The organism is Salmonella sp. SAL04157, from assembly GCF_046551635.1.
GTDB lineage: Bacteria > Pseudomonadota > Gammaproteobacteria > Enterobacterales > Enterobacteriaceae > Salmonella > Salmonella enterica.
Window position 1 is genome coordinate 219,195 of sequence record NZ_JBGDVS010000006.1, and the last position, 24,859, is coordinate 244,053.

Annotated in this window: 27 protein-coding genes, 1 tRNA gene and 2 pseudogenes; 20 read left to right on the forward strand and 10 right to left on the reverse strand. The window is 50.1% G+C overall.

Features of this window, described 5'->3' with window-relative positions; genetic code table 11:
- Nucleotides 1-303 precede the first annotated feature (303 nt).
- The 6 genes and pseudogenes from ACLJRE_RS15150 to ACLJRE_RS15175 all read left to right on the forward strand — a co-directional run.
- Nucleotides 304-666 carry a GtrA family protein gene (locus ACLJRE_RS15150; RefSeq protein WP_000915523.1) on the forward strand — a complete coding sequence of 121 codons (363 nt, stop codon included), beginning with the start codon at nucleotides 304-306 and terminating at the stop codon, nucleotides 664-666.
- Nucleotides 663-1,589 (forward strand): glycosyltransferase family 2 protein, encoded by a 927-nt coding sequence (locus tag ACLJRE_RS15155; RefSeq protein ID WP_001528973.1) that lies wholly within the window; start codon nucleotides 663-665, stop codon nucleotides 1,587-1,589. Before ACLJRE_RS15150 ends, ACLJRE_RS15155 begins: the two co-directional genes overlap by 4 nt.
- Nucleotides 1,570-3,222, forward strand: coding sequence for a putative glucosyltransferase GtrC1 (gene gtrC1 / locus ACLJRE_RS15160; protein ID WP_077912240.1), 1,653 nt, complete (start codon nucleotides 1,570-1,572; stop codon nucleotides 3,220-3,222). The genes ACLJRE_RS15155 and gtrC1 overlap by 20 nt, the downstream gene beginning before the upstream one ends.
- Nucleotides 3,223-3,608: 386 nt before the next feature.
- On the forward strand, nucleotides 3,609-3,827 hold the full coding sequence (locus tag ACLJRE_RS15165) for an IS3 family transposase (RefSeq protein WP_001575776.1): 219 nt from the start codon (nucleotides 3,609-3,611) through the stop codon (nucleotides 3,825-3,827).
- Between the two features lie 70 nt (nucleotides 3,828-3,897).
- Nucleotides 3,898-4,276 (forward strand): annotated as a pseudogene (locus ACLJRE_RS15170) (IS3 family transposase); the annotation flags it as partial.
- Nucleotides 4,245-4,343 (forward strand): annotated as a pseudogene (locus ACLJRE_RS15175) (hypothetical protein); the annotation flags it as partial. The pseudogenes ACLJRE_RS15170 and ACLJRE_RS15175, both read left to right, overlap by 32 nt.
- 26 nt (nucleotides 4,344-4,369) lie before the next feature.
- Here ACLJRE_RS15175 and ACLJRE_RS15180 read toward each other — a convergent pair.
- Nucleotides 4,370-4,446, reverse strand: a tRNA-Arg gene (locus tag ACLJRE_RS15180).
- A 254-nt stretch (nucleotides 4,447-4,700) separates the two neighbouring features.
- Between ACLJRE_RS15180 and fimW the strand changes: the two genes are divergently transcribed.
- From fimW to fimZ, 4 genes are all read left to right on the forward strand, one after another.
- Complete coding sequence (gene fimW, locus ACLJRE_RS15185) at nucleotides 4,701-5,297, forward strand: fimbria biosynthesis transcriptional regulator FimW (protein ID WP_000948630.1); 597 nt, start codon at nucleotides 4,701-4,703, stop codon at nucleotides 5,295-5,297.
- 161 nt (nucleotides 5,298-5,458) lie between these two features.
- Nucleotides 5,459-5,770 carry a hypothetical protein gene (locus ACLJRE_RS15190; RefSeq protein ID WP_023197011.1) on the forward strand — a complete coding sequence of 104 codons (312 nt, stop codon included), beginning with the start codon at nucleotides 5,459-5,461 and terminating at the stop codon, nucleotides 5,768-5,770.
- A gap of 18 nt (nucleotides 5,771-5,788) precedes the next feature.
- Nucleotides 5,789-6,511: a fimbria biosynthesis regulator FimY gene (fimY, locus tag ACLJRE_RS15195; RefSeq protein ID WP_001258112.1), complete on the forward strand. Its 723-nt coding sequence runs from the start codon at nucleotides 5,789-5,791 to the stop codon at nucleotides 6,509-6,511.
- 603 nt (nucleotides 6,512-7,114) lie between these two features.
- Nucleotides 7,115-7,747: a fimbria biosynthesis transcriptional regulator FimZ gene (gene fimZ / locus ACLJRE_RS15200; protein ID WP_000801272.1), complete on the forward strand. Its 633-nt coding sequence runs from the start codon at nucleotides 7,115-7,117 to the stop codon at nucleotides 7,745-7,747.
- A gap of 45 nt (nucleotides 7,748-7,792) precedes the next feature.
- On the opposite strand, the gene sfmF is transcribed toward fimZ, so the two are convergent.
- From sfmF to fimA, 6 genes are all read right to left on the reverse strand, one after another.
- The gene (gene sfmF, locus ACLJRE_RS15205; protein ID WP_023212914.1) at nucleotides 7,793-8,311 is read right to left on the reverse strand and encodes a fimbria assembly protein; all 519 of its coding nucleotides are present in this window, start codon (nucleotides 8,309-8,311) and stop codon (nucleotides 7,793-7,795) included.
- A 9-nt stretch (nucleotides 8,312-8,320) separates the two neighbouring features.
- Nucleotides 8,321-9,328, reverse strand: coding sequence for a type 1 fimbria D-mannose specific adhesin FimH (fimH, locus tag ACLJRE_RS15210; protein ID WP_023212913.1), 1,008 nt, complete (start codon nucleotides 9,326-9,328; stop codon nucleotides 8,321-8,323).
- Nucleotides 9,329-9,342: 14 nt separating this feature from the next.
- Nucleotides 9,343-11,955, reverse strand: a complete 2,613-nt coding sequence (locus tag ACLJRE_RS15215) for a fimbrial biogenesis usher protein (RefSeq protein ID WP_023212912.1) — start codon at nucleotides 11,953-11,955, stop codon at nucleotides 9,343-9,345.
- A gap of 30 nt (nucleotides 11,956-11,985) precedes the next feature.
- The gene (gene fimC, locus ACLJRE_RS15220; RefSeq protein WP_023212911.1) at nucleotides 11,986-12,678 is read right to left on the reverse strand and encodes a type 1 fimbria chaperone FimC; all 693 of its coding nucleotides are present in this window, start codon (nucleotides 12,676-12,678) and stop codon (nucleotides 11,986-11,988) included.
- Nucleotides 12,679-12,721: 43 nt separating this feature from the next.
- Entirely contained in the window at nucleotides 12,722-13,255 is a 534-nt protein-coding gene (gene fimI, locus ACLJRE_RS15225; RefSeq protein ID WP_023212910.1) for a type 1 fimbrial protein subunit FimI, read from the reverse strand.
- A 74-nt stretch (nucleotides 13,256-13,329) separates the two neighbouring features.
- Nucleotides 13,330-13,887, reverse strand: a complete 558-nt coding sequence (gene fimA, locus ACLJRE_RS15230; RefSeq protein WP_000681026.1) for a type 1 fimbrial protein subunit FimA — start codon at nucleotides 13,885-13,887, stop codon at nucleotides 13,330-13,332.
- Between the two features lie 546 nt (nucleotides 13,888-14,433).
- On the opposite strand from fimA, the gene folD reads away from it, so the two are divergent.
- From folD to ACLJRE_RS15255, 5 genes are all read left to right on the forward strand, one after another.
- Nucleotides 14,434-15,300, forward strand: coding sequence for a bifunctional methylenetetrahydrofolate dehydrogenase/methenyltetrahydrofolate cyclohydrolase FolD (gene folD, locus ACLJRE_RS15235; protein WP_000729165.1), 867 nt, complete (start codon nucleotides 14,434-14,436; stop codon nucleotides 15,298-15,300).
- A 1-nt stretch (nucleotide 15,301) separates the two neighbouring features.
- Nucleotides 15,302-15,514, forward strand: a complete 213-nt coding sequence (gene ybcJ, locus ACLJRE_RS15240; RefSeq protein WP_000190278.1) for a ribosome-associated protein YbcJ — start codon at nucleotides 15,302-15,304, stop codon at nucleotides 15,512-15,514.
- Between the two features lie 127 nt (nucleotides 15,515-15,641).
- On the forward strand, nucleotides 15,642-16,187 hold the full coding sequence (locus ACLJRE_RS15245) for a metal-dependent hydrolase (RefSeq protein WP_000108748.1): 546 nt from the start codon (nucleotides 15,642-15,644) through the stop codon (nucleotides 16,185-16,187).
- Complete coding sequence (locus tag ACLJRE_RS15250) at nucleotides 16,180-16,617, forward strand: STM0539 family protein (RefSeq protein ID WP_001038577.1); 438 nt, start codon at nucleotides 16,180-16,182, stop codon at nucleotides 16,615-16,617. Before ACLJRE_RS15245 ends, ACLJRE_RS15250 begins: the two co-directional genes overlap by 8 nt.
- Nucleotides 16,614-17,438, forward strand: coding sequence for a DUF2145 domain-containing protein (locus ACLJRE_RS15255; protein ID WP_000819112.1), 825 nt, complete (start codon nucleotides 16,614-16,616; stop codon nucleotides 17,436-17,438). The genes ACLJRE_RS15250 and ACLJRE_RS15255 overlap by 4 nt, the downstream gene beginning before the upstream one ends.
- A gap of 43 nt (nucleotides 17,439-17,481) precedes the next feature.
- Here ACLJRE_RS15255 and cysS read toward each other — a convergent pair whose 3' ends face one another.
- Nucleotides 17,482-18,867, reverse strand: coding sequence for a cysteine--tRNA ligase (gene cysS, locus ACLJRE_RS15260; protein ID WP_000912375.1), 1,386 nt, complete (start codon nucleotides 18,865-18,867; stop codon nucleotides 17,482-17,484).
- A gap of 172 nt (nucleotides 18,868-19,039) precedes the next feature.
- Between cysS and ppiB the strand changes: the two genes are divergently transcribed.
- The 5 genes from ppiB to mnmH all read left to right on the forward strand — a co-directional run bounded on the left by ppiB (nucleotide 19,040) and on the right by mnmH (nucleotide 23,131).
- Nucleotides 19,040-19,534: a peptidylprolyl isomerase B gene (ppiB, locus tag ACLJRE_RS15265; protein ID WP_000255991.1), complete on the forward strand. Its 495-nt coding sequence runs from the start codon at nucleotides 19,040-19,042 to the stop codon at nucleotides 19,532-19,534.
- A 2-nt stretch (nucleotides 19,535-19,536) separates the two neighbouring features.
- Nucleotides 19,537-20,259: a UDP-2,3-diacylglucosamine diphosphatase gene (lpxH, locus tag ACLJRE_RS15270; protein ID WP_000212281.1), complete on the forward strand. Its 723-nt coding sequence runs from the start codon at nucleotides 19,537-19,539 to the stop codon at nucleotides 20,257-20,259.
- A 117-nt stretch (nucleotides 20,260-20,376) separates the two neighbouring features.
- Nucleotides 20,377-20,886, forward strand: coding sequence for a 5-(carboxyamino)imidazole ribonucleotide mutase (purE, locus tag ACLJRE_RS15275; RefSeq protein WP_000098736.1), 510 nt, complete (start codon nucleotides 20,377-20,379; stop codon nucleotides 20,884-20,886).
- On the forward strand, nucleotides 20,883-21,950 hold the full coding sequence (gene purK, locus ACLJRE_RS15280) for a 5-(carboxyamino)imidazole ribonucleotide synthase (protein ID WP_000815601.1): 1,068 nt from the start codon (nucleotides 20,883-20,885) through the stop codon (nucleotides 21,948-21,950). The genes purE and purK overlap by 4 nt, the downstream gene beginning before the upstream one ends.
- Before the next feature lie 95 nt (nucleotides 21,951-22,045).
- A complete protein-coding gene (gene mnmH / locus ACLJRE_RS15285; protein ID WP_023212908.1) occupies nucleotides 22,046-23,131 on the forward strand; it encodes a tRNA 2-selenouridine(34) synthase MnmH in 1,086 nt (361 codons plus the stop codon).
- A gap of 38 nt (nucleotides 23,132-23,169) precedes the next feature.
- Here the strand turns inward: mnmH and ACLJRE_RS15290 are convergent, their stop codons facing one another.
- Both ACLJRE_RS15290 and sfbB read right to left on the reverse strand, forming a co-directional pair.
- Complete coding sequence (locus tag ACLJRE_RS15290; RefSeq protein ID WP_000342247.1) at nucleotides 23,170-23,829, reverse strand: methionine ABC transporter permease; 660 nt, start codon at nucleotides 23,827-23,829, stop codon at nucleotides 23,170-23,172.
- Nucleotides 23,822-24,838: a virulence-associated ABC transporter ATP-binding protein SfbB gene (gene sfbB / locus ACLJRE_RS15295; RefSeq protein ID WP_000569656.1), complete on the reverse strand. Its 1,017-nt coding sequence runs from the start codon at nucleotides 24,836-24,838 to the stop codon at nucleotides 23,822-23,824. The genes ACLJRE_RS15290 and sfbB overlap by 8 nt, the downstream gene beginning before the upstream one ends.
- Between the last annotated feature and the right edge of the window lie 21 nt (nucleotides 24,839-24,859).

A 24,859-nucleotide genomic window follows, 5' to 3' on the forward strand; every position in this document is an offset into this window, starting at 1 on the left:
ACGGCTTAGATGTTTCTGGAACTACCTGAGCTAACAACAAGTTATCCCATTACTACGGCACTCACACTCGTCCCATCCTCGAAAAACATGCAAAGCCTTGCAAGCCGATGCAAAGCTTTGTGTGTCCCGTTTTTGTCCCAAACCACTTAGCAATCAGCAGCCCCAATTGATCGGTAACAACGATCAATTAATAAGATAACAATAACTTTAAACTATCAAATAACACATTATTGATCGTTTATATCGATCAAAGCAATTTGTAGTGCTACACTTCAGACCTTTCCGAATCCGCTGATTTTCATAATGTTGAAGTTATTCGCTAAGTACACATCGATCGGTGTTCTTAACACGCTTATTCATTGGGGCGTATTTGCTTTTTGTGTGTATGGGATGCATACGCATCAGGCGTTGGCGAACTTTTCCGGTTTTGTTATCGCCGTATCGTTCAGCTTCTATGCCAATGCGCGCTTCACCTTTAACGCCAGCACCACCACGCTTCGCTACATGATGTACGTGGGATTTATGGGAACACTGAGCGCCGTTGTTGGCTGGATGGCTGACAAATGTTCCCTGCCGCCACTCCTTACTCTTGTCACCTTTTCAGCTATCAGCCTGATATGCGGATTCATTTATTCAAAGTTCATTGTCTTTAGGGATGCGAAATGAAAATCTCGTTAGTCGTTCCGGTCTTCAATGAAGAAGCCACGATACCTATTTTCTATAAAACGGTTCGCGAGTTTGAAGAGCTGAAACCGTATGAAGTTGAGATTGTTTTCATCAACGATGGAAGCAAAGATGCGACTGAATCAATAATTAACAAAATAGCTGCATCTGATCCGCTCGTTATTCCGCTTTCGTTTACGCGAAACTTCGGTAAAGAACCTGCTCTTTTCGCGGGTCTCGACCATGCAACCGGGGATGCGGTCATTCCTATTGATGTCGATTTACAGGATCCGATAGAAGTTATCCCTCATCTCATTGAGAAGTGGCAGGCTGGCGCGGATATGGTGCTGGCTAAGCGCTCAGACCGCTCAACTGACGGGCGCATGAAGCGTAAGACAGCTGAATGGTTTTATAAGCTGCATAATAAAATCAGCAATCCGAAAATTGAAGAGAACGTCGGTGATTTCCGGTTAATGAGCCGTGAGGTCGTCGAAAATATTAAACAGATGCCAGAACGTAATCTGTTTATGAAAGGCGTTCTGTCATGGGTGGGCGGCAAGACTGATGTAGTTGAATACGCCCGCGCTGAGCGTATTGCCGGCGATTCAAAATTCAATGGCTGGAAATTATGGAATCTGGCGCTGGAAGGAATAACTTCTTTCTCAACATTTCCGCTCCGTATATGGACTTACATTGGATTGTTTATTGCAGGTATGTCATTCCTTTACGGTGCATGGATGATTATTGATAAATTAATATTTGGAAATAATGTTCCTGGCTACCCGTCTCTTCTTGTTTCTGTACTTTTTCTGGGTGGCGTTCAATTGATAGGAATAGGTATTCTTGGGGAATATATTGGAAGGATTTACATAGAAACAAAAAAAAGGCCTAAGTACATAATTAAGAATGAGAAGAAAAATGGTTAACAATAGATTAAAAATGGTAATTGCTATCCTTATAGTTTTCTCGTTGGTGTATTCAATAGGATTTATCACACCAATGAACTCTGATGACTATACTTATGCCCTAAGAGAGCTTTCGCTTTCTAGCGTAAAAATGCACTATTTAGGATGGAGCGGAAGGGTTGTGTCAGATACGATCAGCACATCTCTATTAAAGTTTTTCTCCCCGCATATTTACAATGCAATAAACTCAGCAGCGCTAACATTAATGGTGTTGTGCTGGACAATGATCCCAGCTACATTAACAAAGTCGTCACCGTCCCCATATGTGATGATTTTCTTATTTTTCTTATACTTCATTGCAAATCCAGCCCTCGGTCAAACTAACTTCTGGCTTGTTGGGTCAGCAAATTACTTATGGACCAACATGTTCATTGCCATTTATATACTAATTTCTATATATTTAAGCAATGGTAAAAAATCCAATGTAATACTCTTTGTATATGCCATATCATCGATATTTGCAGGTTGCTCAAATGAAAATACATCTCTTGTAGTTGTATTAATTTCTGTAGTATATTTCTTTATAATGAATAGGAATAAATATTTACTGATTGGCGTATTCGGATCTGCAATAGGCGCGGGGGTTCTCCTGCTGGCTCCGGGAAACCTATCCCGTGCGTCTACAATACAAGACTGGTACAATCAACCAATTGCATGGAGGGTTCTTGAGCACTTTTCAGAAAGGCTGCCATCAGCAATGGGGGCATATTGGCAGGTCTATATTGCATTTATAATACTACTAATCTCTGTAGTGTTATCAAGGAATAGTAGCAGCAAACTTATGTTTGGAAGCTTTTTATTCATACTGGGTGCAATTGCTGCAAATGTTGCGTTCCTTGCATCTCCTGCAATGCCCAGCAGGGCTCTCAATGGAGCACTCTGCTTTATGATTCTTTCGATTTCCTTTGTTGCTCATTCTGCATTTACGAAATTTAACAAGGCTTCCATTTATTTATCTGTTACTACATATGCAATGGCTTTTTTATATTTCATTCCATCATACATCCTCTATTACTCATCAATTAAATCAATAAGCAAACAAACGGAGATTAGGGAAGAAATAATAGACAGGGCGAAACATAACAAACAAGATCAAGCGATAATTCCTGATTATTACTTTCCACCGGTACTGCATGCAGGCCCAAGTCTTGATACGTTTAACAGTGAAGCAATGTCTAGATACTACGGGATTGATTTGAAAATAACTGCTCCAGGATTTTTCGACTATTCACGAGCCTTTAATTTCAAGCCTCTTAATATTAACGCAAAAATATGTAACAACGTTTATATAAAATCATTATGGATATATAAACAGCAAATGGGCATTAAAACATTTGTAATATTTGAGTTTAATAAGAATCCTGCTGATTCTCTTGATGAGAATACAGCGATGTTCATTAGCTTTAAAACAAAGGATGGAAAAATTATAAATGCAGATGTCGACAAGAAGACATTCCAAATAGACGGAAGATGGCTTTCCGGGCGGGCGATTAACGGCATAGATTCAAATGAATTAGAATCAATTACATCTGGGACATGGGACGTTAGAACAGGGGCGAGGACAAATGAGAATATTACGGAAATAATTAAATAACATTCATGTATAATTAATGTTCCCCGCCACCAATGGGTAACGGGCGGCGGGGATTCCTACATATCGTATGTCACAAATGCCCCATCAGGTTTCTTAGCAAGAAGTCGCAATGCACCATCAGTCCCAAAAAAGAACCCAACGGAGCCATAGTGCATTAATCCAGACTCCGGCAACTGACCAATACACGCAAGGATACGCATGTGCCCAAAGCCCATCCGGTTCAACTCCACCACAGATGCAGGAACACCGTCTTTTAGTGCGGATAAACTGCCCCCTACTGGTTTCACTACCGGGTAAAGGAACCTGACAATCTGCGGTCAATGTGAATCGCCACAGGTTTAACAGACACCTCAGAGCCATTTAAGATGACTTAAAGAGAGGTGCCCATGAGCGGTAAACGTTATCCCGAAGAGTTTAAAATTGAAGCGGTAAGACAGGTTGTTGAGCGTGGCCATTCTGTTTCCAGCGTCGCAACACATCTCGATATTACTACCCACAGTCTTTACGCCAGGATAAAGAAGTACGGGTCGAACTCCTCCACCAATAAAGAAATAAAGAGCAGTCAGATGATCAGACCGAAATCCGCCGACTCCCGAAAGAGTTGAAGCGGGTTACTGACGAACGGGACATATTAAAAAAAGCCGCAATAGATTCAATTGGTCACTGCAACCATGAATGACAAAAGATAGAGTCCTGAATGCGCTTCTGATGGCCGTGTGGCGACGTAATCACCCGCTATGAATGGCAGTCGATCCTGAAATCGCACGGACTGGAGAGCAGAATGAGCCGTCGTGGCAACTGTCATGACAATGCGGTTGCAGAAAGCTTTTTCCAGCTACTGAAGCGTGAACGGATAAAGGAAAAGATCTACGGAACGAGAGACGAAGCCAGAAGCGATATTTTTGATTACATAGAAATGTTTTATAACAGTAGACGCCGGCATGGTTCGAGCGAACAGATGCCACCGGCTGAATATGAAAACCTATATCATCAACGACTCAGAAGTGTCCAGGTTATCCGTGGTGATTCACAGATATGCTCACCTTGCGCCTAATCATTTAACGGAACACGCGAGGAAAATAGACGACATTTTTGGTGATGATGTCCCATATGAGAATTAAAGAGGCGTAACCAGTTGATATATAAGTGGCGCGCCCTGCAGGATTCGAACCTGCGACCCACGGCTTAGAAGGCCGTTGCTCTATCCAACTGAGCTAAGGGCGCCTTGTGAAGTGAAGACTTCGTGTAGACGAAACGCGAGAATTATACGGTCAGGTACTCCTGAGTCAATGGCTTTTGTTCTGGTTGCTGACTAAGTGTACGAATATCGTCTTTTCTGGCGCAATGCCAGGTTCCAGGAAATCGCCTGGACACATCTCAGCACGCATAAAGTGGGAATTAAGGCCGCCAGTATTTAGATAATCAATCAGTTTCTTTAATATTTCACCATGATTCACCTGCCGTGTAGGATATTTTTTATGCTGAGTATCGCTATTAAGGAACAAAACAGTCACTTTGAGCATGGGTTGAAAATCATCATGACGCGTCTGGCGAATCAATGGCAGCAGAAAATTGACTTTCTGCCGCCAGAAGAGATAGATAATGCCGATATCGCTTTCCTGGCCCTGGATGATGATTGGTTCAGCGCAGGCTGTTACCAGATACCTATGCATACCCAACATCAGCTACGGGTAATTATTTGTAATAAATGCGATAAAGAAAAGCTCATGTTCAGACCATGTCTGTATATGCTGCCGCATATTTATCGGGAAGATGATGTTGAAGAAATTACCCGGAAAATGATATTGATCTTACATAAGCGAGCGCTTCGACATAGCGTCCCTTCTGGCATTTGCCACTACTGCACGACTCGTCATTTTTCAGTAACAGAACGTCACCTGTTAAAACTGATCGCCAGCGGTTATCATTTAAGCGAAACGGCTGCTTTACTTTCACTTTCTGAAGAGCAGACAAAGTCACTCCGCCGGAGCATTATGCGCAAATTACATGTTAGAACGGAGCAGCAGTTTTTAAAGTATATTAGAGTTAACCTTCATTTCTTACTCAGTAAGTAAACTCACTTAACTTTTTACAAGGCTTACGAAATATCTCACCAATAATTAAGTAACGATACCTACAGGCATTTTTTTAACGCTGCCACAATGATGCTCATAATATCCTGATAGATTCAGGGGTCGAAAATATATGACTGTATCATAAATGCCTGGAGGAGTGTTTGGTGGCACAGGGTACTTTATTAAAGGAAAGGATAAATCCCCCACACCTGGCATCTTCGCCAACACGCCATTCATATCTCAACAGCGGATTGTTAAAATCTGAGCCAATCGTTCATCTCTCAACTGCGCAATTAATCGGCTATGAGGACCTGACGCAATTTCCGTCAGAACATGATAGCGAAGTTTTTTTTCAGCAGTTAATGCTGATGGAAGGCATTGAAACATCAGAGCAACGAAGCATTGCTTTTTACGCTGGTGCAACGATGGGACAAGGTTATTTATGGCCAGCCATATTACCAGATATATATTAGAGCAATGGAAAAAGCAGGATGCGCAGCGTACCACGCAGGGAAAGACACCGCCGTTTAAGAAATGCCAAAGACTGCGCCTGCCGTTATCACTCTCCAACGCCGCAGATATTTGATCGCCTTGAGTTACTGGACCAACAGCTTAATTATGCCTTGCCGGTTGGTATCATTTCCCAGGCAATAATTACAACTGATAACTACCTCGGCTATTCATTGAGTCACTACTTATTTTCCGGAAAACGTACCGCAGCATTCCGCTCATTAGATGACATTTCTTTGTGGATTGAAAAGGGGTCGCTCAGACAACTGATTGTAGATATGGAGACGCTACCTGTCTCCTGTATTGAGGCGCTTAACCAGCTACGCGCGCTCAGTTGGCAACAAAGCGATATCCAGATTTACCTGCTGGTATCAGATAAAACCGCCGCTATAACACAGTTTATCCGTATGGCTGGGCGTTTTTTTGTTCTGTCACGACGACAAAATCTGGCTTCAGTACGCGAAGCCTTGTTATCAGCCGCCGAACCTCGCTTATCGGAAAGCTTTAGCCGTACTGACTGGTTGATGATTGAAACTTTAGCGCAAGGTGCCTCTTTAAAAGAAATAGCACGTCAGCAAAGCGTATCTTATCATCGTGTAGTTTACCGGCTTAAACAACTTATCACCCTCCTTAACCTTCCCCACAGGCAAAGTTTTCTTCGGCTGATCCAGCAGCTAAACGTTACTTTCCACGATATTTTTTAACGGAGTAACGTTTTGGCGAATAAGATTTTTTAAGAAATTACTTATTTTCACTTCCATTAAATGTAAATATTTCACATAAAATTAATATTTACAACTCGTCCTGGTAAGCGATAAAAATTTTTTTCTTACATCGTCCCCTGTCCCTCCTCGTTTTTTGAGGTCTCCAGCGTCAACATCTTTCTGTTATTACATAACAAATACTAAACAATTAGTCTTTCATATTATTTTTATACTTAAAAACAACAGTTTAAACTACTCAATGTCAACTCCAAAGAAAATAGCTCCACCACGAACAAATTTTCTATAACGCCACAGAACATCCTACCCGCTATCCATAATTCGCATTTCGCAAGACTTTTCCGAGAAATCAGACCAGGTATAATCCATATTGTTTTTACTTAATCAGAAATTTCTTTTTTGTTGGTGCGAAATGGACATTCCACATATTTATTACTCTTACGCAAAATAGCCAGTCAACAGGGAAGTCTCATTCTTTATTATTGCTCCACTGTGTGGTGTGTAGATCTGGCTATTTCACAATCTTTAAGGTGTCTGACGCTTATTCTAAAACGAAGGACGCATAACAGTCTGAGGCATACAACAATGAAACCTGCATCTGTTATCATTATGGACGAACACCCTATTGTAAGAATGTCGATCGAAGTTTTACTCGGTAAAAATAGCAATATTCAGGTTGTCCTGAAAACGGATGATAGCCGAACAGCGATAGAGTATCTGCGCACTTATCCTGTTGACCTTGTCATTCTGGATATTGAATTACCGGGCACCGACGGCTTTACCTTACTTAAACGAATCAAATCTATCCAGGAACATACCCGGATACTTTTTTTATCGTCGAAATCAGAGGCTTTTTATGCCGGAAGAGCAATAAGAGCGGGCGCAAACGGATTTGTAAGTAAACGCAAAGACCTCAATGATATTTATAATGCGGTAAAAATGATTTTATCCGGCTATTCTTTTTTTCCATCTGAGACGCTTAACTTTATCAGTAATACCCGTCCCCCCAAAGGCGGGCACCATGATATGCCACTTTCTAACCGCGAAGTCACCGTGCTGCGCTATCTGGCCAATGGAATGTCTAACAAAGAAATTGCCGAGCAACTTTTATTGAGTAACAAGACTATCAGCGCGCATAAGGCCAATATATTTTCTAAACTTGGCCTTCACTCTATCGTTGAGCTTATCGATTACGCCAAATCACACGAATTATTGTAAATGTACTCCCGGCGAATTATCGTTCGGGAGCCACAATAACGGACACTAATTGTAATTGATCAGGAAGGTCGCATCCGCGTTAGCAAGTCCGGGCTGCACGCCATCGGCTAAGGCGATATAGTTCGCATAGAATTTCAGGGTAGCATTGCCGTTGTTGTCAATATCGACGGCCTTGCTGGCCTGTTCAAGCGGCAATCGACGTTGATCGCCATCGCGAATTTCAATCGCCAGTTTTTGCGCCATTTCCGTATCAGCAAGCGCCAGTAATGCCGTGCCGGGCGCTGGCGTCCCGGAAAACGTTATAGACGCCGACCCCGGCGGGCAGCCTTCAAGTTTTAGGCTAAAGGCTACCGGTTGCGTGGCGTCACCGACGGCGTGAAGCTGTTTTGTCGGCCAGGTGCCGAGATTAACCGACTTGTTACTGTCGCCCGCCACCACGGCGCAGGTAAAATCCACCACGTTACCGCGCAGTTCAATATTCACTTCGCCCAGAGATGAGGTGGCCTGACTCAGCGGGCTTAACAAAACACAACCGATAGCGATGAAAACGCGCCGAAGGATCATTATGCCTCCTTAATCATAATCGACTCGTAGATAGCCGCGCGCAGTAAACGGCCCTTCCGCCGGTTTATTCCCCGTCACGCTGATCGGCCAGGCGCGAATACCTACGCGAGCGGCGGCGTTATCATCAAGATGAAACGGAATTTTACTCGACAAATTATTGGGTGTGAGCGGCGTACCGTTGCTATTAGCAACTACAAAACCTAAATCCGGATTATCGGACACCATCGCCTGCCCTGAGGCCTTTTCGGCTTCAAGCCGCATCGATAAATAGGCCTGCGCCGCGACGTTGGTACATTTGATAGCGATGGTTTTCGTTTGCGGCGTGACGCCTTGCGGACGATTACCCGCTCCCGCCTGACTAAATAACGACGCGCCGATATCGCCGAAATCAAACTCCACGACCTGTCCGGCATTCACTTCGCAGTTTTGCGGCACTTCTACTTTGCCACTGTAGCTAATGGTATATACCGGCGTGCTCAACGCGTCGCCGGTAGAGGTCGTCACATAGACGGTAAACATTGTCTGGCGAGGGATCGTCACCATATTAATAAAAGGCCGTATCACTTTTAATTTAAAAACCAGCTTTGAGTCCTGCACGCCAAACGGCATTTGCTGCGACACGTTAGAGTCGACGCCCATGCGAATATAGTTACGGGGCGGATAAAATACGCCAGCGACACTATCGGTGATGCTCATCGCGCCCAGAAGGTAGTCATTCAACTTGAGGTATTTAAAATTTCCTTCGGTGCTTCGTACCGGTAATTCTGATACATAGCTTCGGTAGGTATAATTTACCGTTGTCCCCGCCGGGCACGTCGCGTTTACGCCGACCCAACCTGATTTTTCCGGTAGCGTAACCACCTGTCCCGGCTGATTATTGCCGCTGGTGAAAACATCTGACAGGTCGTAAAAGATATCGGTCGCCGTCCCGTTTGAATTGCGGCAAACCGTCGCCAGCGCGGGATGGGTGAAAAAGAGCGCGGTCCCCGCCAGCAATAGCGCTGAGTATATTTTCATCTCTATTTTTCCTTTTATGACGCCGGACGGATACAGGTCGCGCTGGCTATCGTAATCGCCTGCTTCAGACTATCCTCCGCCAGGGCGTAAGGGGCGATACAACGCGCGTTTTTCCCCTCTCCCCACTGGATGAACAGTTCACCTTTTAGCGGCAAGCCGCTCAGATAAATTTGCCCGTCATCGCCGACCATACTGGTAATGCCGCTGGCGGTTTCTCGTACTATCGCGCCAAACGGTAACGGACGTCCGCCAAGCCTCGCGGTAATGATGGCCCTTACGCCTATCCGCGTATCAAAAGCGGCCCGCACCAGCGCGCCCTCTGTCGGCACCACGCTGCTGACGTTATTCTCGACATCGGTATGGTTGTCCATCGTGTTGGTATCTAACGCGACGCGGTTATAGCGATATACCGTGGCGTAGGGCATTACCGCATAGCCCCGCCAGTCCGTTTTCACGCCGGTCTGGTTTTCGATGCGCACGCCTTTCGCTCCCGGCGCTTTAATCAAGACATTGGTATCGCCCAACGGTTGGCTAAACGTAATACCATCCGCATGACCGACCACGCCGCCGGAAAGTTGCCAGTTATAGTCATGCTGATCGCGATCGTAGTTATATCCCACGCCCAGCGTGCCATACGTCGCCTGCCAGCTAGCGCTGGCGCTGCCGCTATAACCATTGCTACTGCTACGCCCTTGCGTCACGCTGTAGCTCAGATTACGTCCTTCCAGAAGCGTGCCGCCCACGCCGGTCTGCCAGCTATTGTCGCCGTCGCGGTTGCGGTTGGCGTTAAACGTGGCATAAGTACGATCAAGAAGAGTGTCGCGCGCATAGCGCCGTCCGGTCAGAACGCTAAACGGAACGGACATATTGAATGCCAGAATGCGGTCGGTGCCTGAGATCCCCACCGACTCGCTCCACGACCATGACAGCGAATAACTTATGCCTTGCCATCCACTGGCGTATCCCAGTTGATACCAGGTATTGGTATCCGCCGTATTCCAGTAATTTTGTTGACTGCCGGAAAGATACAGTGACCCGTAATCCCCCAGGTTTTGCGAAATATTGACCTGAAAGCGGCCTTTTTTGCTGTAGCGGAGATTGTGGTAGCTCTGCGCCATCGGCACTTTATGGCGGCGTCCGTCGCTATCGTATTCGTAGTCGTACCCTTCCATACTGCGGTATGCCACATCATCCAGGGTGTAAAATCCGCGTGTGGAATAGCGGTAACCCAGCAATTGAAAATTCGTCCCGTAATTATTCAGCGATTTGGCGTACAGAAAACGCAACGATTGCCCCTGATGGGTGCTGTCATCTGCCAGTTGGCTACGCGCATGTGTGACATCGACCGACACGGCTCCCCAGTCGCCCAAATTTCGCCCCGCCCCGACCACCACGGCACGGTAACGATCGGCAAGCTGCGTACCGCCGTAAGCCGTCAGCCCCGCAGGCAGGCCGGCAATCACCGTTCCCTGGAAAAAGAATGGCGAAGACTGCTGACTATTGCCGCTGCGAAAATCCCCGGCCACCAGGTCATACTTCACCCTGCCCTCACGCTGCAATAGCGGAACGGTAGAGTAAGGCACCGTGTAACGTTGTTGGCTACCGTCTTTTTCATCTACCGTCACCTCAAGGTCGCCGCTGGAAGAGGTAGGATTAAGATCGGTAATCGCAAACGCGCCCGGCGACACATAGCTTTGGTAGATAACATACCCGTTCTGTCGTATCGTCAGCTTTGCCGCCGTCCGGGCGATCCCTCTGACCGTGGGGGCGTAGCCCTGCAGGCTATCGGGATACATATTGTCAGAAGAGTACAGCCGCGCTCCGCGAAAGCCGACGCTGTCGAAAACATCGTTCCCGGTATTGCTGTCCCCTATGACCAGTTCGCTTTTTAGCGGAATGATGGCGCGCTGTACCCAGGTGCCAATGTTGTTCCAGCGTTGCGAATGATAGCCGTCCCCCTTCGAATAGTTCCAGGCTCCGTTATTACGCAGCCGCCAGGGGCCATAGTTCAAACCACTCAACAGACTCAAAAAATAGCTATCGCTGTCTGTTCCGCGGCTACCGGTAAAACTGTAATTAATGAGTGCGGCGGGTATCCCTTCATCCCACTCTTCCGGCGGGATATAGCCACGCGCTCTGTTGAGCAATGACGCCTGCGGCAAGCTAATATTTAAGCGCATCGACGCGAAATCGAACGCGACCTCCGCGCCCGGGATTTTCTCAGGAAGGTGAATACACGTGATATCGACGCCTTTATCTGAGACAGGGAACGCCGCGGTATTCACGCCCAGCCGTTTAATCCACTCCGGTGTAAAACAAGGCATCAGGCCGCCGGATTTATCGCCGGCGCCCACGGCGCCCGCCTCAAAACGGATATCCTGCGTCGCTACGAATTCGTCGTTACGCCAGATATCCACCCGGTAAATACCGGGAGGCTGATGATTACCTTTTTCAAAGCGAGATAAATCCGCCACAGACGCGGTATCCGCCGACAAAAACGCAGGGTTGAAATAACTTTCGCCGCGGCTCGTCAGCGGACACAGCGCCGCCAACACCGACAGCGCCACGCCGCTTAACGGTGATACATAGCCGGGAAATCGCCCTGCAAACCAGGTTGTCTTCTTCATCGTGTTCTCGTGTGGCTTCACGCGATCTGCTTAACCGAGACTGGCCGTTGTCGCCGACGTCAATGCGCCGTAATCATTGACGGTCTGAAATGTCACGCTGCCCTGCGCGCCAGTCGGTAAGGGAATTTGCATGTCGCTTTTTGGCGCGATCATCACGTTATCAATCTTTTTCGCGCCCACGCTGATATTGACCAGCGTGAGGTAATAAGCAGATGGGTTGGTTATCTTGAGATGGTTGCCGATACGGGAAAATTTCAGCAAAGTCGGCGCGTCTTCCGGCGTCTGCGGCAAATTCGCCGGGCGCACGAATAGTTTGATGCGCGACAGAATCGCCAGTTGCAGAACGTTTTTTCCTTCAATATGACTTTTATCGACCGACGGGATGGCTTTCACGTTCATCCAGAATAACGACTCCCGATCCCCGGGTAGCGGTTGCCCGGCGTAGATAATACGCAGCGTGTTTTCGCTTTTGGGTTCGCTGACGAATAAAGGCGGCGTAACGATAAACGTTTTTTCTTTCTGCCCGGCGCTATTTTCGATCCATGAATTGACGAGGTAACGTTCTTGAGTATCGCTATTACTGATTGTCAGAGAAGTCTGTTTCGCCGCCGAGGGATAAATAACACGCGTGGCGCCTAATGCAATCCCCCCCGCCGCCTGTACGTTCAGCGAAGTAAATAGCGTGAGAAGAACAATAAAGCCTAATTTTATACTATTCAGCATGGTAAAAAATACCTTTTGCATTGAGTCACGTCGGCAAGAAAATTCATGGGTAAACCAGCGTAAACCACACTTCTGAATGAATTCGTCCCGGCGTCATATTTTCTGAAATTGCCCGATAGCGGGCGGTAAAATGCAAAGTCATTTCTGACGTTAAAATGGGCGTGTAATGAAGCGGTAACGTGTTAGGTATGATTTGCCGCTGCTGGTCATCAAATAATGCCAGGCCGATTCCGGCATTACCGATACCCTCGCCGCTGGCCAGAAAAACATGGGGATCTTCCGCAGGCGTAACGCCGGCAAACGCAATGCCGACATGACGCCAGACCTCCGCGCTACAGGAGATTAACCGTAACGAAAATGGAACGCTGACGGGAGCGAAGCTGCCAGGACCGATAAACGCATTCGTGCGGTACTGTCCCATCAGTACGCGCAAATCCTGGCTTTCTGTGGCGACAGCGCAGCCGCCATTGACCAGTTGTCCGCGCAGGTGAATACGCCCGCTCTCCACCATTACCGGCTGCGCAATAACGGGCGACATCAAAACAAGCCCCACTAGCGCCGCGCCTTTCCTTATCATCTGCTATGTTCTCTTTTATCCCCGATAGCCTCTTCCGTTGAGGCGCCTCCCTTCCCTGGCGTTCCCAAACGGGATTATTCGTATTTCATGATAAAGGTGGCGTCGGCATTAGCCTGGCCTGGCGTCGTGGCGGTGGCGGTTGCCTTATAGCGTGCGGTAAAACGCAGCGTATTGGTGCCTTCAACCAGCGCCTGCTTCGCCGAGAAGGTCGCGCCGTCCGGTTTCAACGGTGAAGAGGTATTATCAAGAATCTCAATCCCGACGCCGGTTGCGGTAGTGCTATTGTCCGCAGAGGAGACAGCCAGCAAATTAGGGTTGGTGTTATCTGCCTGACCAGAGAAAGCCACGGCAGCGGTAGCCGCCACTTTCGGATCGCAGTCATTCAGGACGATGGAGAAAGGCACCTGCGCGGTCGTATCATCAATCGCCGTAAAGCTGGCGGTACGGTATTGACCCAGCGTCACCGTTTGATCGGCGGATTTAGTGCTAACGGCACAGGCTGCATTAACCAGTTTACCTTCGAAATGAATAGTACCGCCACTCACACTCACCGGAGTAGGATCAGCCGCAACCGCTGCGCCAGCGACAAACATCAGACTCGCAATAGTAGAGGTCATTAATTTATGTTTCATGGATTTCCCTTGAATTACACACACCCGGTTTCGGCATCCTGTCGGCTCCGTTTGAATTATTATCGACATAGCATGTCAGAAAAGTTATCTCTGCATCCTGTAAAGATAGATATCGCAGATTAATTAGTTTTCTGTTTCTCCCCTGAGTATCAGACGCAGTAATTAATCTTTGCGAATATGACATTTCGTCACGGTAATAAATTAAACATTTCGCTAAATAAAAAATAGCCGCAAACTCTTTTAATGACCTAAGCTAATTCTTATTGGGATATAAGAAGGGTCTAATCTTATTTTGTATAAAATGTCGCATTATGCCGCCCGATGCTATTAACGACGAGGGATTACGGTAACCATAGCCAGGGTGATGAATTGTTTCTTTTTGGTTAATCATGGCGCGCTTACGGGTCACGTCTCAGCATCGGCAACGAACGGGGGAGACGTCGCGTTTGCATCGGAAACACAAACGTTAACTGACAGCGAGGCCCGCTTCTGACAAAATAGCGTCATCCCCTTTGACTTGAAGTAACAGATGGAATCTTCTCTCTGATGGCAGCAAAGATTATTGACGGTAAAACGATTGCGCAGCAGGTGCGATCTGAGGTTGCTCAAAAAGTTCAGGCACGTGTCGCAGCAGGTCTTCGCGCTCCCGGCCTGGCTGTAGTGCTGGTCGGCAGCAATCCGGCCTCACAGATTTATGTCGCAAGCAAACGTAAAGCGTGCGACGAAGTGGGATTCGTCTCCCGCTCCTATGACCTGCCAGAAACCACCAGCGAAGCCGAACTGCTGGCGCTTATCGATACTCTGAATGCAGATAACACGATTGACGGTATTCTGGTGCAGTTGCCTTTACCGGCAGGCATCGACAACGTTAAAGTGCTGGAGCGTATCGCGCCAGATAAAGACGTAGACGGTTTTCATCCTTATAATGTCGGTCGTCTGTGCCAGCGTGCGCCGCGCCTGCGTCCCTGTACGCCCCGCGGTATTGTGACCCTGCTTGAGCGTTACAATATTGATACCTACGGCCTGAATGCGGTGGTCATTGGCGCGTCCAATATCGTTGGACGCCCGATGAGCATGGAGCTGCTGCTGGCTGGCTGTACGACTACCGTTACACACCGCTTTACCAAAGATCTGCGTCACCATGTCGAGCATGCTGATTTGCTCATTGTCGCCGTAGGTAAACCGGGCTTTATTCCCGGCGAATGGATTAAAGAAGGCGCAATTGTGATTGATGTCGGTATTAACCGTCTGGAAAATGGCAAGGTCGTTGGCGACGTCGTGTTTGACGAAGCCGCGGCGCGCGCGTCATACATCACGCCAGTACCGGGCGGCGTCGGCCCGATGACGGTCGCTACGCTTATCGAAAACACGCTGCAGGCGTGCATTGAATATCACGATCCACAAGGAAAATAACATGGCGACATTCTCTTTAGGCAAACACCCGCACGTCGAGCTGTGCGATCTGCTCAAGCTGGAAGGCTGGAGCGAAAGCGGCGCGCAGGCGAAAATCGCCATTGCCGACGGGTTGGTGAAGGTTGATGGCGCGGTTGAAACGCGTAAACGCTGCAAAATTGTCGCCGGGCAAACCGTTAGCTTCGAAGGCCAAAGTGTGAACGTCGTGGCCTGATACAGAGTGCCGGATAGCGACGCAAAGCGTCTTATCCGGCCTGATTACGCTGTCTTTTCAGATAATCATCCACTTAATCCTCTGCGTTCCAACTGCTAGCATGGCTATTTCCCTGTGAACGATCGCTATGTCTACCGTTATCACCCACGCCGCCGTTCCCCTGTGTCCTGGCGCAGGCTTAGGCCTGAAAGTTATCCCTCCTCGCCTGCCATTTGCCGGTGTTGTGCTGGCGATGCTCCCCGATGCCGACGTGCTGGCCTTTAAATTTGGCATCGCCTACGGCAACGTTTTCGGCCATCGCGGATTTACCCACTCTTTACTTTTCGCATTCGTCCTCCCCCTGTTGTGCGTACTCGCGGGACGACGATGGTTTCGAGCTGGGCAGGTGCGCTGCTGGCTGTTTTTAACCGTTTCATTGTTGTCGCACAGCCTGCTGGATTCGATAACCACGGGTGGTAAAGGCGTCGGCTGGCTGTGGCCGTGGTCAGATGAGCGTTTTTTTGCGCCCTGGCAGGTGATTAAAGTCGCACCGTTTGCGCTTTCAAGCTACATCACGCCGTATGGGCATCAGGTCATTCTCTCAGAATTGCTGTGGGTGTGGTTGCCGGGAAGTATTTTAGTGTTATTTCTATGGGTACTTAAAACGCATATTAAAAGGAATCAATATGAATAAAATGACATTCGCCGCCGCGGTCGTCTGTTTCTCATTTTCCCACGCCAGCTATAGCGAAGAAATGTCTGCCACTGGCTGGTATGCGGCATCGTCTGCGGTTGTCAGCGTGGGCAGTTCCGCACTGGTTAGCGGAATTATACTCTCCCCCGTACTGCTGCCGCTCAACCTGATCATTGGATCTGTTGTCGAAAATAAAAAGCAAAAAACCGCGCTGATAACCACTAAGTCTCCCGATAACAAAGACATTAAAATGCAAGTTCCGCTAAATGTCGTCAAAGAAGGCAACCTCAAAGCAGGTGATAAAGTCACTCTGGAAAAAACGCAGGAAGGCACCGGCGCTTATTTGAAAAAAGAGGGCAAAGTCCTTGCCCATATGGTAAATCAGGACGACGCAGGACTTTCCAGCAACCAGACGGTACCGGCCAAATGAAGCGATTCGCGTTTGCCCTCTGGCTCAGCGCAATCTCGCTCAACGCTTATGCAGACAGTGCTAACTGCCACCAAAAAGCAAACACGCCGGAGAGCATCGCAGCGACAATGGATCAGGCGTTACAACTCAAACAACAGCTTAACAGTCAACCCGATCCGGTCGTCATTCTGGTTCGCCAGGGGCAAGATATGTCGAGCCGACATTTAACCTGGTCACATGCTGGCTATGCCATGCGCCAGCCAAACGGAGACTGGCGGGTTTACCATAATCTGAATACTTGCGGAACCGCTGAATCAGCGCTCTATATACAAGGTCTGTATGAGTTTCTGGCTGATGACTTGGTGAATCAGAGCATTGCCGTTTTGCGCCCGCGTTCAGATATCGCGACGGCATTACAAACGCTCTTACATAGCGCTATCAAACTCAATCTCTTCCACAGTCCCCGCTACAACCTGATTGCGTGGCCTTTTTCCGGCCCTTATCAGAATTCGAATGGCTGGCTTCTCGAAGTGTTTGCGCGAGCAAACGATGCGCAGATTTGGTCACGTAATGATGCCCGCCGCTGGTTGCAGCTTCAGGGTTATCAACCCTCTATCGTTAGTGCTGGCACTTTTGAACGATTAGGCGCAAAACTGTTCACCCCTAACGTTTTCACCGACGATCAGCCAGCAGAATTGCTGCGAAAAGGAAATGTGGGGCTAAACAGCGGCGACAGCGTCATCCGCTTTATTGCCCGTTACAGCCGGGCAATACCCAAGTGTGAACATCAGAATCTGGGGGAGTCAGTGTGTGTTTATCTTTCGCCCGGCGCGAAAAAATAAAAAACAGGCCGTTCTATGCAAATAGAGCGGCCTGTAAAAGCGCTTACTTACGCCGCCAGGTGGTGCCCTGCGGGCCATCTTCCAGAATAATACCCATTTCAGCGAGACGATCGCGCGCCGCGTCCGCCGCCGCCCAGTCTTTCGCTTTACGGGCATCCAGACGCTGTTGAATCAAGGCTTCAATTTCCGCAACTTCACCGTCATCCGCCTGCGCGCCGCTTTGCAGGAAAACATCCGGCTCCTGCTCCAGCAGTCCCAGCACGCCGGAAATCTTCCGCAGATGAGACGCCATCGCATTCGCGGCGGCCATATCTTCGCCCTTCAGACGGTTGACTTCACGCGCCATATCAAACAGGACGGAGTAGGCTTCCGGCGTATTGAAATCGTCATTCATCGCCTCCACGAAACGCGCTTCAAACGCCTCGCCGCCCGCCGGGGCCGCTGATTTATCCGTTCCACGCAATGCAGTGTATAGCCGCTCCAGCGAGGCGCGCGCCTGCTTGAGGTTCTCTTCGCTGTAGTTCAGTTGGCTACGGTAATGCCCGGACATCAGGAAGTAGCGCACGGTTTCCGCATCGTAGTATTTCAGCACGTCGCGCACGGTAAAGAAGTTGCCCAGCGATTTGGACATCTTCTCGCGATCCACCATCACCATACCGGAGTGCATCCAGTAGTTGACGTATTCGCCGTCATGCGCGCAGGTAGACTGGGCAATCTCGTTTTCATGGTGCGGGAACATCAGATCAGAACCGCCGCCGTGAATATCAAAATGGTTGCCCAACTGCTTGCAGTTCATCGCCGAACATTCAATGTGCCAGCCCGGACGCCCTTCGCCCCACGGCGACGGCCAGCTCGGCTCGCCCTCTTTCGACATTTTCCACAGCACGAAGTCCATCGGGTTACGCTTCACGTCAACGACATCCACGCGCGCGCCCGCCTGAAGCTGCTCAAGATCCTGACGGGAAAGCTGCCCATAAGTCGGATCGGTCGGTACATCGAACATCACATCGCCGTTATCCGCCACATAGGCGTGCCCTTTCTCGATTAAGGTGCGGGTGAGCTCGATAATTTCCTGAATATGGTGCGTCGCACGCGGCTCGCTGTCCGGACGCAGAATATTCAGCGCGTCAAAGTCCTGATGCATTTCCGCAATCATTCTGTCGACCAGCGCGACAAAACTTTCGCCGTTTTCATTGGCGCGTTTAATAATTTTATCGTCGATATCGGTAATGTTACGCACATACTTCAGCTTATAACCGAGAAAACGCAAATAGCGTGCGACAACGTCAAAAGCGACAAACGTGCGTCCGTGGCCAATGTGGCAGAGATCGTAAACGGTGATACCACACACGTACATGCCGACTTCCCCGGCATGAATGGGTTTGAATTCCTCTTTTTGGCGCGTCAGTGTATTAAAAATTTTTAACATCGAAGATTCCGTATAGACGTGTGTGGGTAATAATCTCCGTATGATACATATTATTCGTAATCGAAGCAGCACACTTTGCAAGGTGATCGCAGCTTACGGTTATGCTATAACAAGCCCCTATATGTGCCCCATTGCGGGCTAAAGCACCACTCTCTTGGAACAGGATGCAAAAATGGTTACTTTCCACACTAATCACGGCGATATCGTAATCAAAACCTTTGATGATAAAGCGCCTGAAACAGTTAAAAACTTCCTGGACTACTGCCGCGAAGGTTTTTACAACAACACCATTTTCCACCGTGTGATTAACGGTTTTATGATTCAGGGCGGCGGCTTTGAGCCGGGCATGAAACAGAAAGCCACCAAAGAGGCGATCAAAAACGAAGCCAACAATGGTCTGAAAAATACCCGTGGTACGCTGGCAATGGCGCGTACTCAGGCACCACACTCGGCTACCGCGCAATTCTTCATCAACGTGGCAGACAACGACTTCCTGAACTTCTCCGGCGAAAGTCTGCAAGGCTGGGGCTACTGCGTCTTTGCGGAAGTCGTAGAAGGTATGGACGTGGTAGATAAAATCAAAGGCGTCGCCACTGGCCGTAGCGGTATGCATCAGGACGTACCAAAAGAAGACGTCATCATTGAAAACGTGACCGTCAGCGAGTAATCGTGGCGACACTGTTTATTGCAGACTTGCATCTGCAAACGGAAGAACCGGCGATCGTCGCCGGTTTTCTGCGTTTTTTAGCCGTAGAAGCCCGTCAGGCCGACGCGCTGTATATTCTTGGCGATCTCTTCGAAGCCTGGATTGGCGACGACGACCCCAACCCGCTACATCGTGAAATGGCCGTTGCCATTAAATCGCTGGTTGATTCCGGCGTCCCCTGCTTCTTTATTCACGGTAACCGTGATTTCCTGATTGGCAAACGCTTTGCCCGCGAAAGCGGCATGATTCTACTGCCGCAGGAAAAGGTGCTCGACCTGTATGGCCGCAATGTATTGATTATGCACGGCGATACGCTCTGTACCGATGATGCCGGTTATCAGGCGTTTCGCGCCAAAGTCCATAATCCGTGGATTCAACGACTGTTCCTTACCCTGCCGCTGTTTATCCGCCGCCGTATCGCCGCCAGAATGCGCGCCGGCAGTAAAGCCGCCAACAGCAGCAAATCGCTGGATATTATGGACGTCAATGCGCAGACCGTCGTCGCCGAAATGGAAAAACACCGCGTACAGTGGCTGATTCACGGTCACACCCATCGCCCGGCGGTGCATGAACTTTCCGCCAACGACCAGCCCGCATTCCGCGTGGTGTTAGGCGCATGGCATCATGAAGGTTCAATGGTAAAAGTCACGCCGGACAACGTTGAGTTAATCGCCTTCCCCCTGTAAATGTTCGTCGAATCGTCCGTTACGGCGTACACGCAACCGTTTTCCTTGCCTGATTATCATGCTATTCTCTGACACCTCAAAAGCAGCGTGTCCCGCACCACAGGAGTTTTAAGACGCATGTCTTCCCGCAATAATCCGGCGCGTGTCGCCATCGTGATGGGGTCCAAAAGCGACTGGGCTACCATGCAATTCGCCGCCGAAATTTTTGAAATTCTGGATGTCCCGCACCATGTAGAAGTGGTTTCCGCCCATCGCACCCCCGATAAGCTGTTCAGCTTCGCCGAAACGGCGGAAGAGAACGGATATCAAGTGATTATTGCCGGCGCGGGCGGCGCGGCACATCTGCCGGGAATGATTGCGGCAAAAACGCTGGTCCCGGTACTCGGCGTACCGGTACAAAGCGCTGCGCTAAGCGGTGTGGATAGCCTCTACTCCATCGTGCAGATGCCGCGCGGCATTCCGGTGGGTACGCTGGCGATCGGTAAAGCCGGTGCCGCTAACGCCGCACTGCTGGCAGCGCAGATTCTGGCGCAACACGACGCGGAACTGCATCAGCGCATTGCCGACTGGCGCAAAGCGCAAACCGATGAAGTTCTGGAAAATCCCGATCCGCGGGGGACGCTATGAAGCAAGTTTGCGTTCTCGGCAACGGGCAACTGGGCCGAATGCTGCGCCAGGCGGGCGAACCGCTGGGTATCGCCGTCTGGCCGGTTGGCCTGGATGCAGAGCCTACCGCCGTGCCGGTACAGCAGAGCGTCATTACCGCAGAGATTGAGCGCTGGCCGGAAACCGCGCTTACCCGCGAGCTGGCGCGCCACCCGGCATTCGTCAATCGCGATGTATTTCCGATCATCGCCGACCGTCTGACACAAAAACAGCTTTTCGATAAACTGGGACTCGCGACCGCGCCGTGGCAGCTGCTGACAAGCGCCGACGAGTGGTCCGGCATCTTTGACCGCCTGGGCGAACTGGCGATTATTAAGCGTCGCGTTGGCGGCTACGACGGTCGCGGGCAGTGGCGTCTACGCGCGGACGAAACCGGGCAACTGCCGGATGACTGCTATGGCGAATGTATTGTTGAGCGCGGCATCCATTTTTCCGGCGAAGTGTCGTTAGTCGGCGCGCGCGCTCATGACGGCAGTACCGTGTTTTACCCGCTGACGCACAATTTGCATCAGGACGGCATCTTGCGGACCAGCGTCGCGTTCCCACAGGCGAACGCCGAACAGCAGGAGCAGGCGGAATCAATGCTGTCAGCAATTATGCAGGCGCTGAACTACGTCGGCGTAATGGCAATGGAATGTTTTATCACGCCGGAAGGCCTGTTAATCAATGAACTGGCGCCGCGCGTGCATAACAGCGGACACTGGACGCAAAATGGCGCCAGCATCAGTCAGTTTGAATTGCATTTGCGCGCGATTACCGGCCTGCCGTTGCCCGCGCCGGTGATTAACGCCCCGTCGGTGATGATCAACCTGATCGGCAGCGAGCTGAATTACGACTGGCTGAAGCTGCCGCTGGTACATCTGCACTGGTATGATAAAGCGGTACGTCCGGGGCGAAAAGTCGGCCATCTGAATCTGACCGACAGCGATACGTCACGTCTTAGCGCCACCCTGGAAGCGCTCTCTCCGCTCCTGCCGGGCGAATACGCCAGCGGCATTATCTGGGCGCAAAGTAAGCTTAAATAACACATAAAATGCCGGGAGAATGATCTTCCCCTTTCCCGGCTCCTCCCTCAGCGCGTAAAATCTCGCTATTGCTGTTTTGTTTTTCGGGATTACACATGAACGATGGAACGGACTATCGCGCGCTCCTCCTTGCCGATACGCCTTTAATTGATGTACGCGCGCCGATTGAGTTTGAACAGGGCGCCATGCCGGGCGCTATCAACCTGCCATTGATGATGGATGACGAGCGGGCCGCCGTCGGCACCTGCTACAAACGTCAGGGCGCGGATGCGGCGTTAGCGTTGGGGCATCGGCTGGTTTGCGGCGACATTCGCCAGCAGCGGCTTGAGGCCTGGAAAGCCGCGTATCAACGTTTCCCCAATGGGTATCTGTGCTGCGCGCGCGGCGGTCAGCGGTCACATATCGTACAACGTTGGCTGCAAGAAACAGGGATTGACTGCCCGCTTATTGAAGGCGGCTATAAAGCGCTGCGTCAGACAGCAATTCAGGCGACCTGGCAACTGGCGCAAAAACCGATACTTTTAATTGGCGGCTGTACGGGCAGCGGCAAAACGCAACTGGTGCGACAACAGCCCAACGGCGTGGATCTGGAAGGTCTCGCGCGTCATCGCGGCTCCTCTTTTGGCCGCACGCTGAAACCCCAACTCAGCCAGGCCAGTTTTGAAAACAAACTTGCCGTTGAATTGCTGAAAATTAACGCGCGTCAGACGCTAAAAAGGTGGGTACTGGAAGATGAAGGGCGAACGATCGGCGCCAACCATCTGCCTGAGTGTTTACGCGAAAGAATGGCGCAGGCCCCCATTGCGGTAGTGGAAGATCCGTTTGCGCTTCGTCTGGAACGACTGCGTGAAGAGTATTTCATCCGTATGCATCACGACTTCACCCACGCCTACGGCGATGAAGCCGGTTGGCAGGCGTATAGTGAATATCTTCATCATGGACTGTTCGCTATTCGCCGCCGTCTGGGGTTGCAACGCTTTGCCGAACTGACGGACACGCTGGATAGGGCGCTGGCGGAGCAATTATCCAGCGGCAGCACCGACGGCCATATGGCATGGCTGGTTCCGCTACTTAACGAATATTACGACCCAATGTATCGCTATCAACTGGAGAAAAAAGCCGCGAATATCGTTTTTCGCGGCACATGGCAAGACGTTGCCAACTGGCTAAAAGCGCAATAGCTTATTTTTATTGCCGGCTGACGCTACATTGAGCCGGCTTAGTGTCTGTCGCGCTTGTCGGCACGTTTTGCCAGCCAGTCGCCCAGCATCTGAACGACCTGAACCAGCACAATCAGCGCCACCACGGTAACAACCATCACTTCGGTTTCGTAACGGTAGTAGCCATAGCGAATCGCCAGGTCGCCTACCCCGCCGCCGCCGACAATCCCGGCCATCGCCGAGTAGCCGATTAAGCTTACCAATGTAATCGTCAGGCCGCGCAGCAGCCCTGCGCTGGCTTCCGGCAACAGTACGGTACAGATAATACGCATCGGACTAGCGCCGAATGCCAGCGCCGCCTCAATAATCCCTTTATCGACTTCACGGAGCGCGCTATCTACCAGGCGTGCATAAAACGCGATTGCGGCCACCGACAGCGGGACGGAGGCTGCAATCGGGCCAATCGTATTACCCAGCAAAAGCTGCGTTAGCGGCAGTAACAGCACCAGTAAAATAACAAATGGCACCGAGCGGATAATATTCACCAGAACCGAGGCGACGAGATAAATAAAACGGTTCTGCCAGAACAGATGACGATCGGTGACAAAAATCAGAAAACCGAGCGGTAGACCGCCAAGAATCGCCAGCACCGTTGAAATACTCAACATCTGGAAAGTTTCATTGAACGCCAGCGTTAAATCCGGCAATAAATCATCCACGGATCACCTCCACCTGTGCGGTACGTTGACGGATATGCTCCACGGCGGCGGCCACCGCCGTTGGATTATGCGGCGCGGTTAATTGCACCACCAGAATGCCCAACGCGCGTTCGCCGATATACTCAATCTTGCCATGCAGGATATTGACCGCGACGCCAAACTTGATCGCCACCTCTGACAGTACCGGCTGCTCCGCCGAATCGCCGATAAACAAAATTTTCAGCAACTGCCCGGGCAGGTGTTCCCGTAAACGTTCCGGCAGGGTCAAATTAAGGGTATGAGACACCAGTTGCTGTGTGAAAGCGTGTTGCGGGTGGGCAAACACATCAAACACCTCGCCCGATTCCACAACCTTACCGCCCGACATCACCGCCACGCGATCGCAAATAGATTTGATCACGTTCATTTCATGGGTGATCAGCACAATAGTAATCCCGAGCTGTGCGTTGATCTTTCTGAGCAGGGCCAGAATCGTGGCGGAAGTTTCCAGATCCAGAGCGGAAGTCGGTTCGTCACATAGCAACACATCCGGATGGTTAGCGATGGCGCGGGCTATCCCCACCCGCTGTTTTTGCCCGCCGCTGAGCTGTACCGGAAAACGGTTCGCTTTATCGGCAAGGCCCACCAGCGTTAAAATTTCCGCCACCCGCGGCGCGATTTTGCTGCGTTCCCAGCCAGCCGCTTTCAGGCTAAACGCCACGTTTTGCGCCACTGTCCGGGTATGCATTAAGTTAAAATGCTGGAAAATCATACCAATACGCTGCCGCGCCTGGCGTAACGCTTTTCCGTCCAGCGCCGAGATTTCCACGCCGTTGACGTTGACGCGCCCCTGGCTGGGACGCGTTAAGGCGTTCAGGGTACGCAGCAGAGTGCTTTTTCCTGCGCCGCTGGTACCAACAATGCCAAAAATCTCGCCCGCGGCGATATGCAGGCTCACATCATCCACCGCGCGCGTGGGGGTACCGCGACCGGCGGTAAAATCGACGCAGACTTTTTCTATTTCAATCATATTCACCTCAGAAATTGGGGA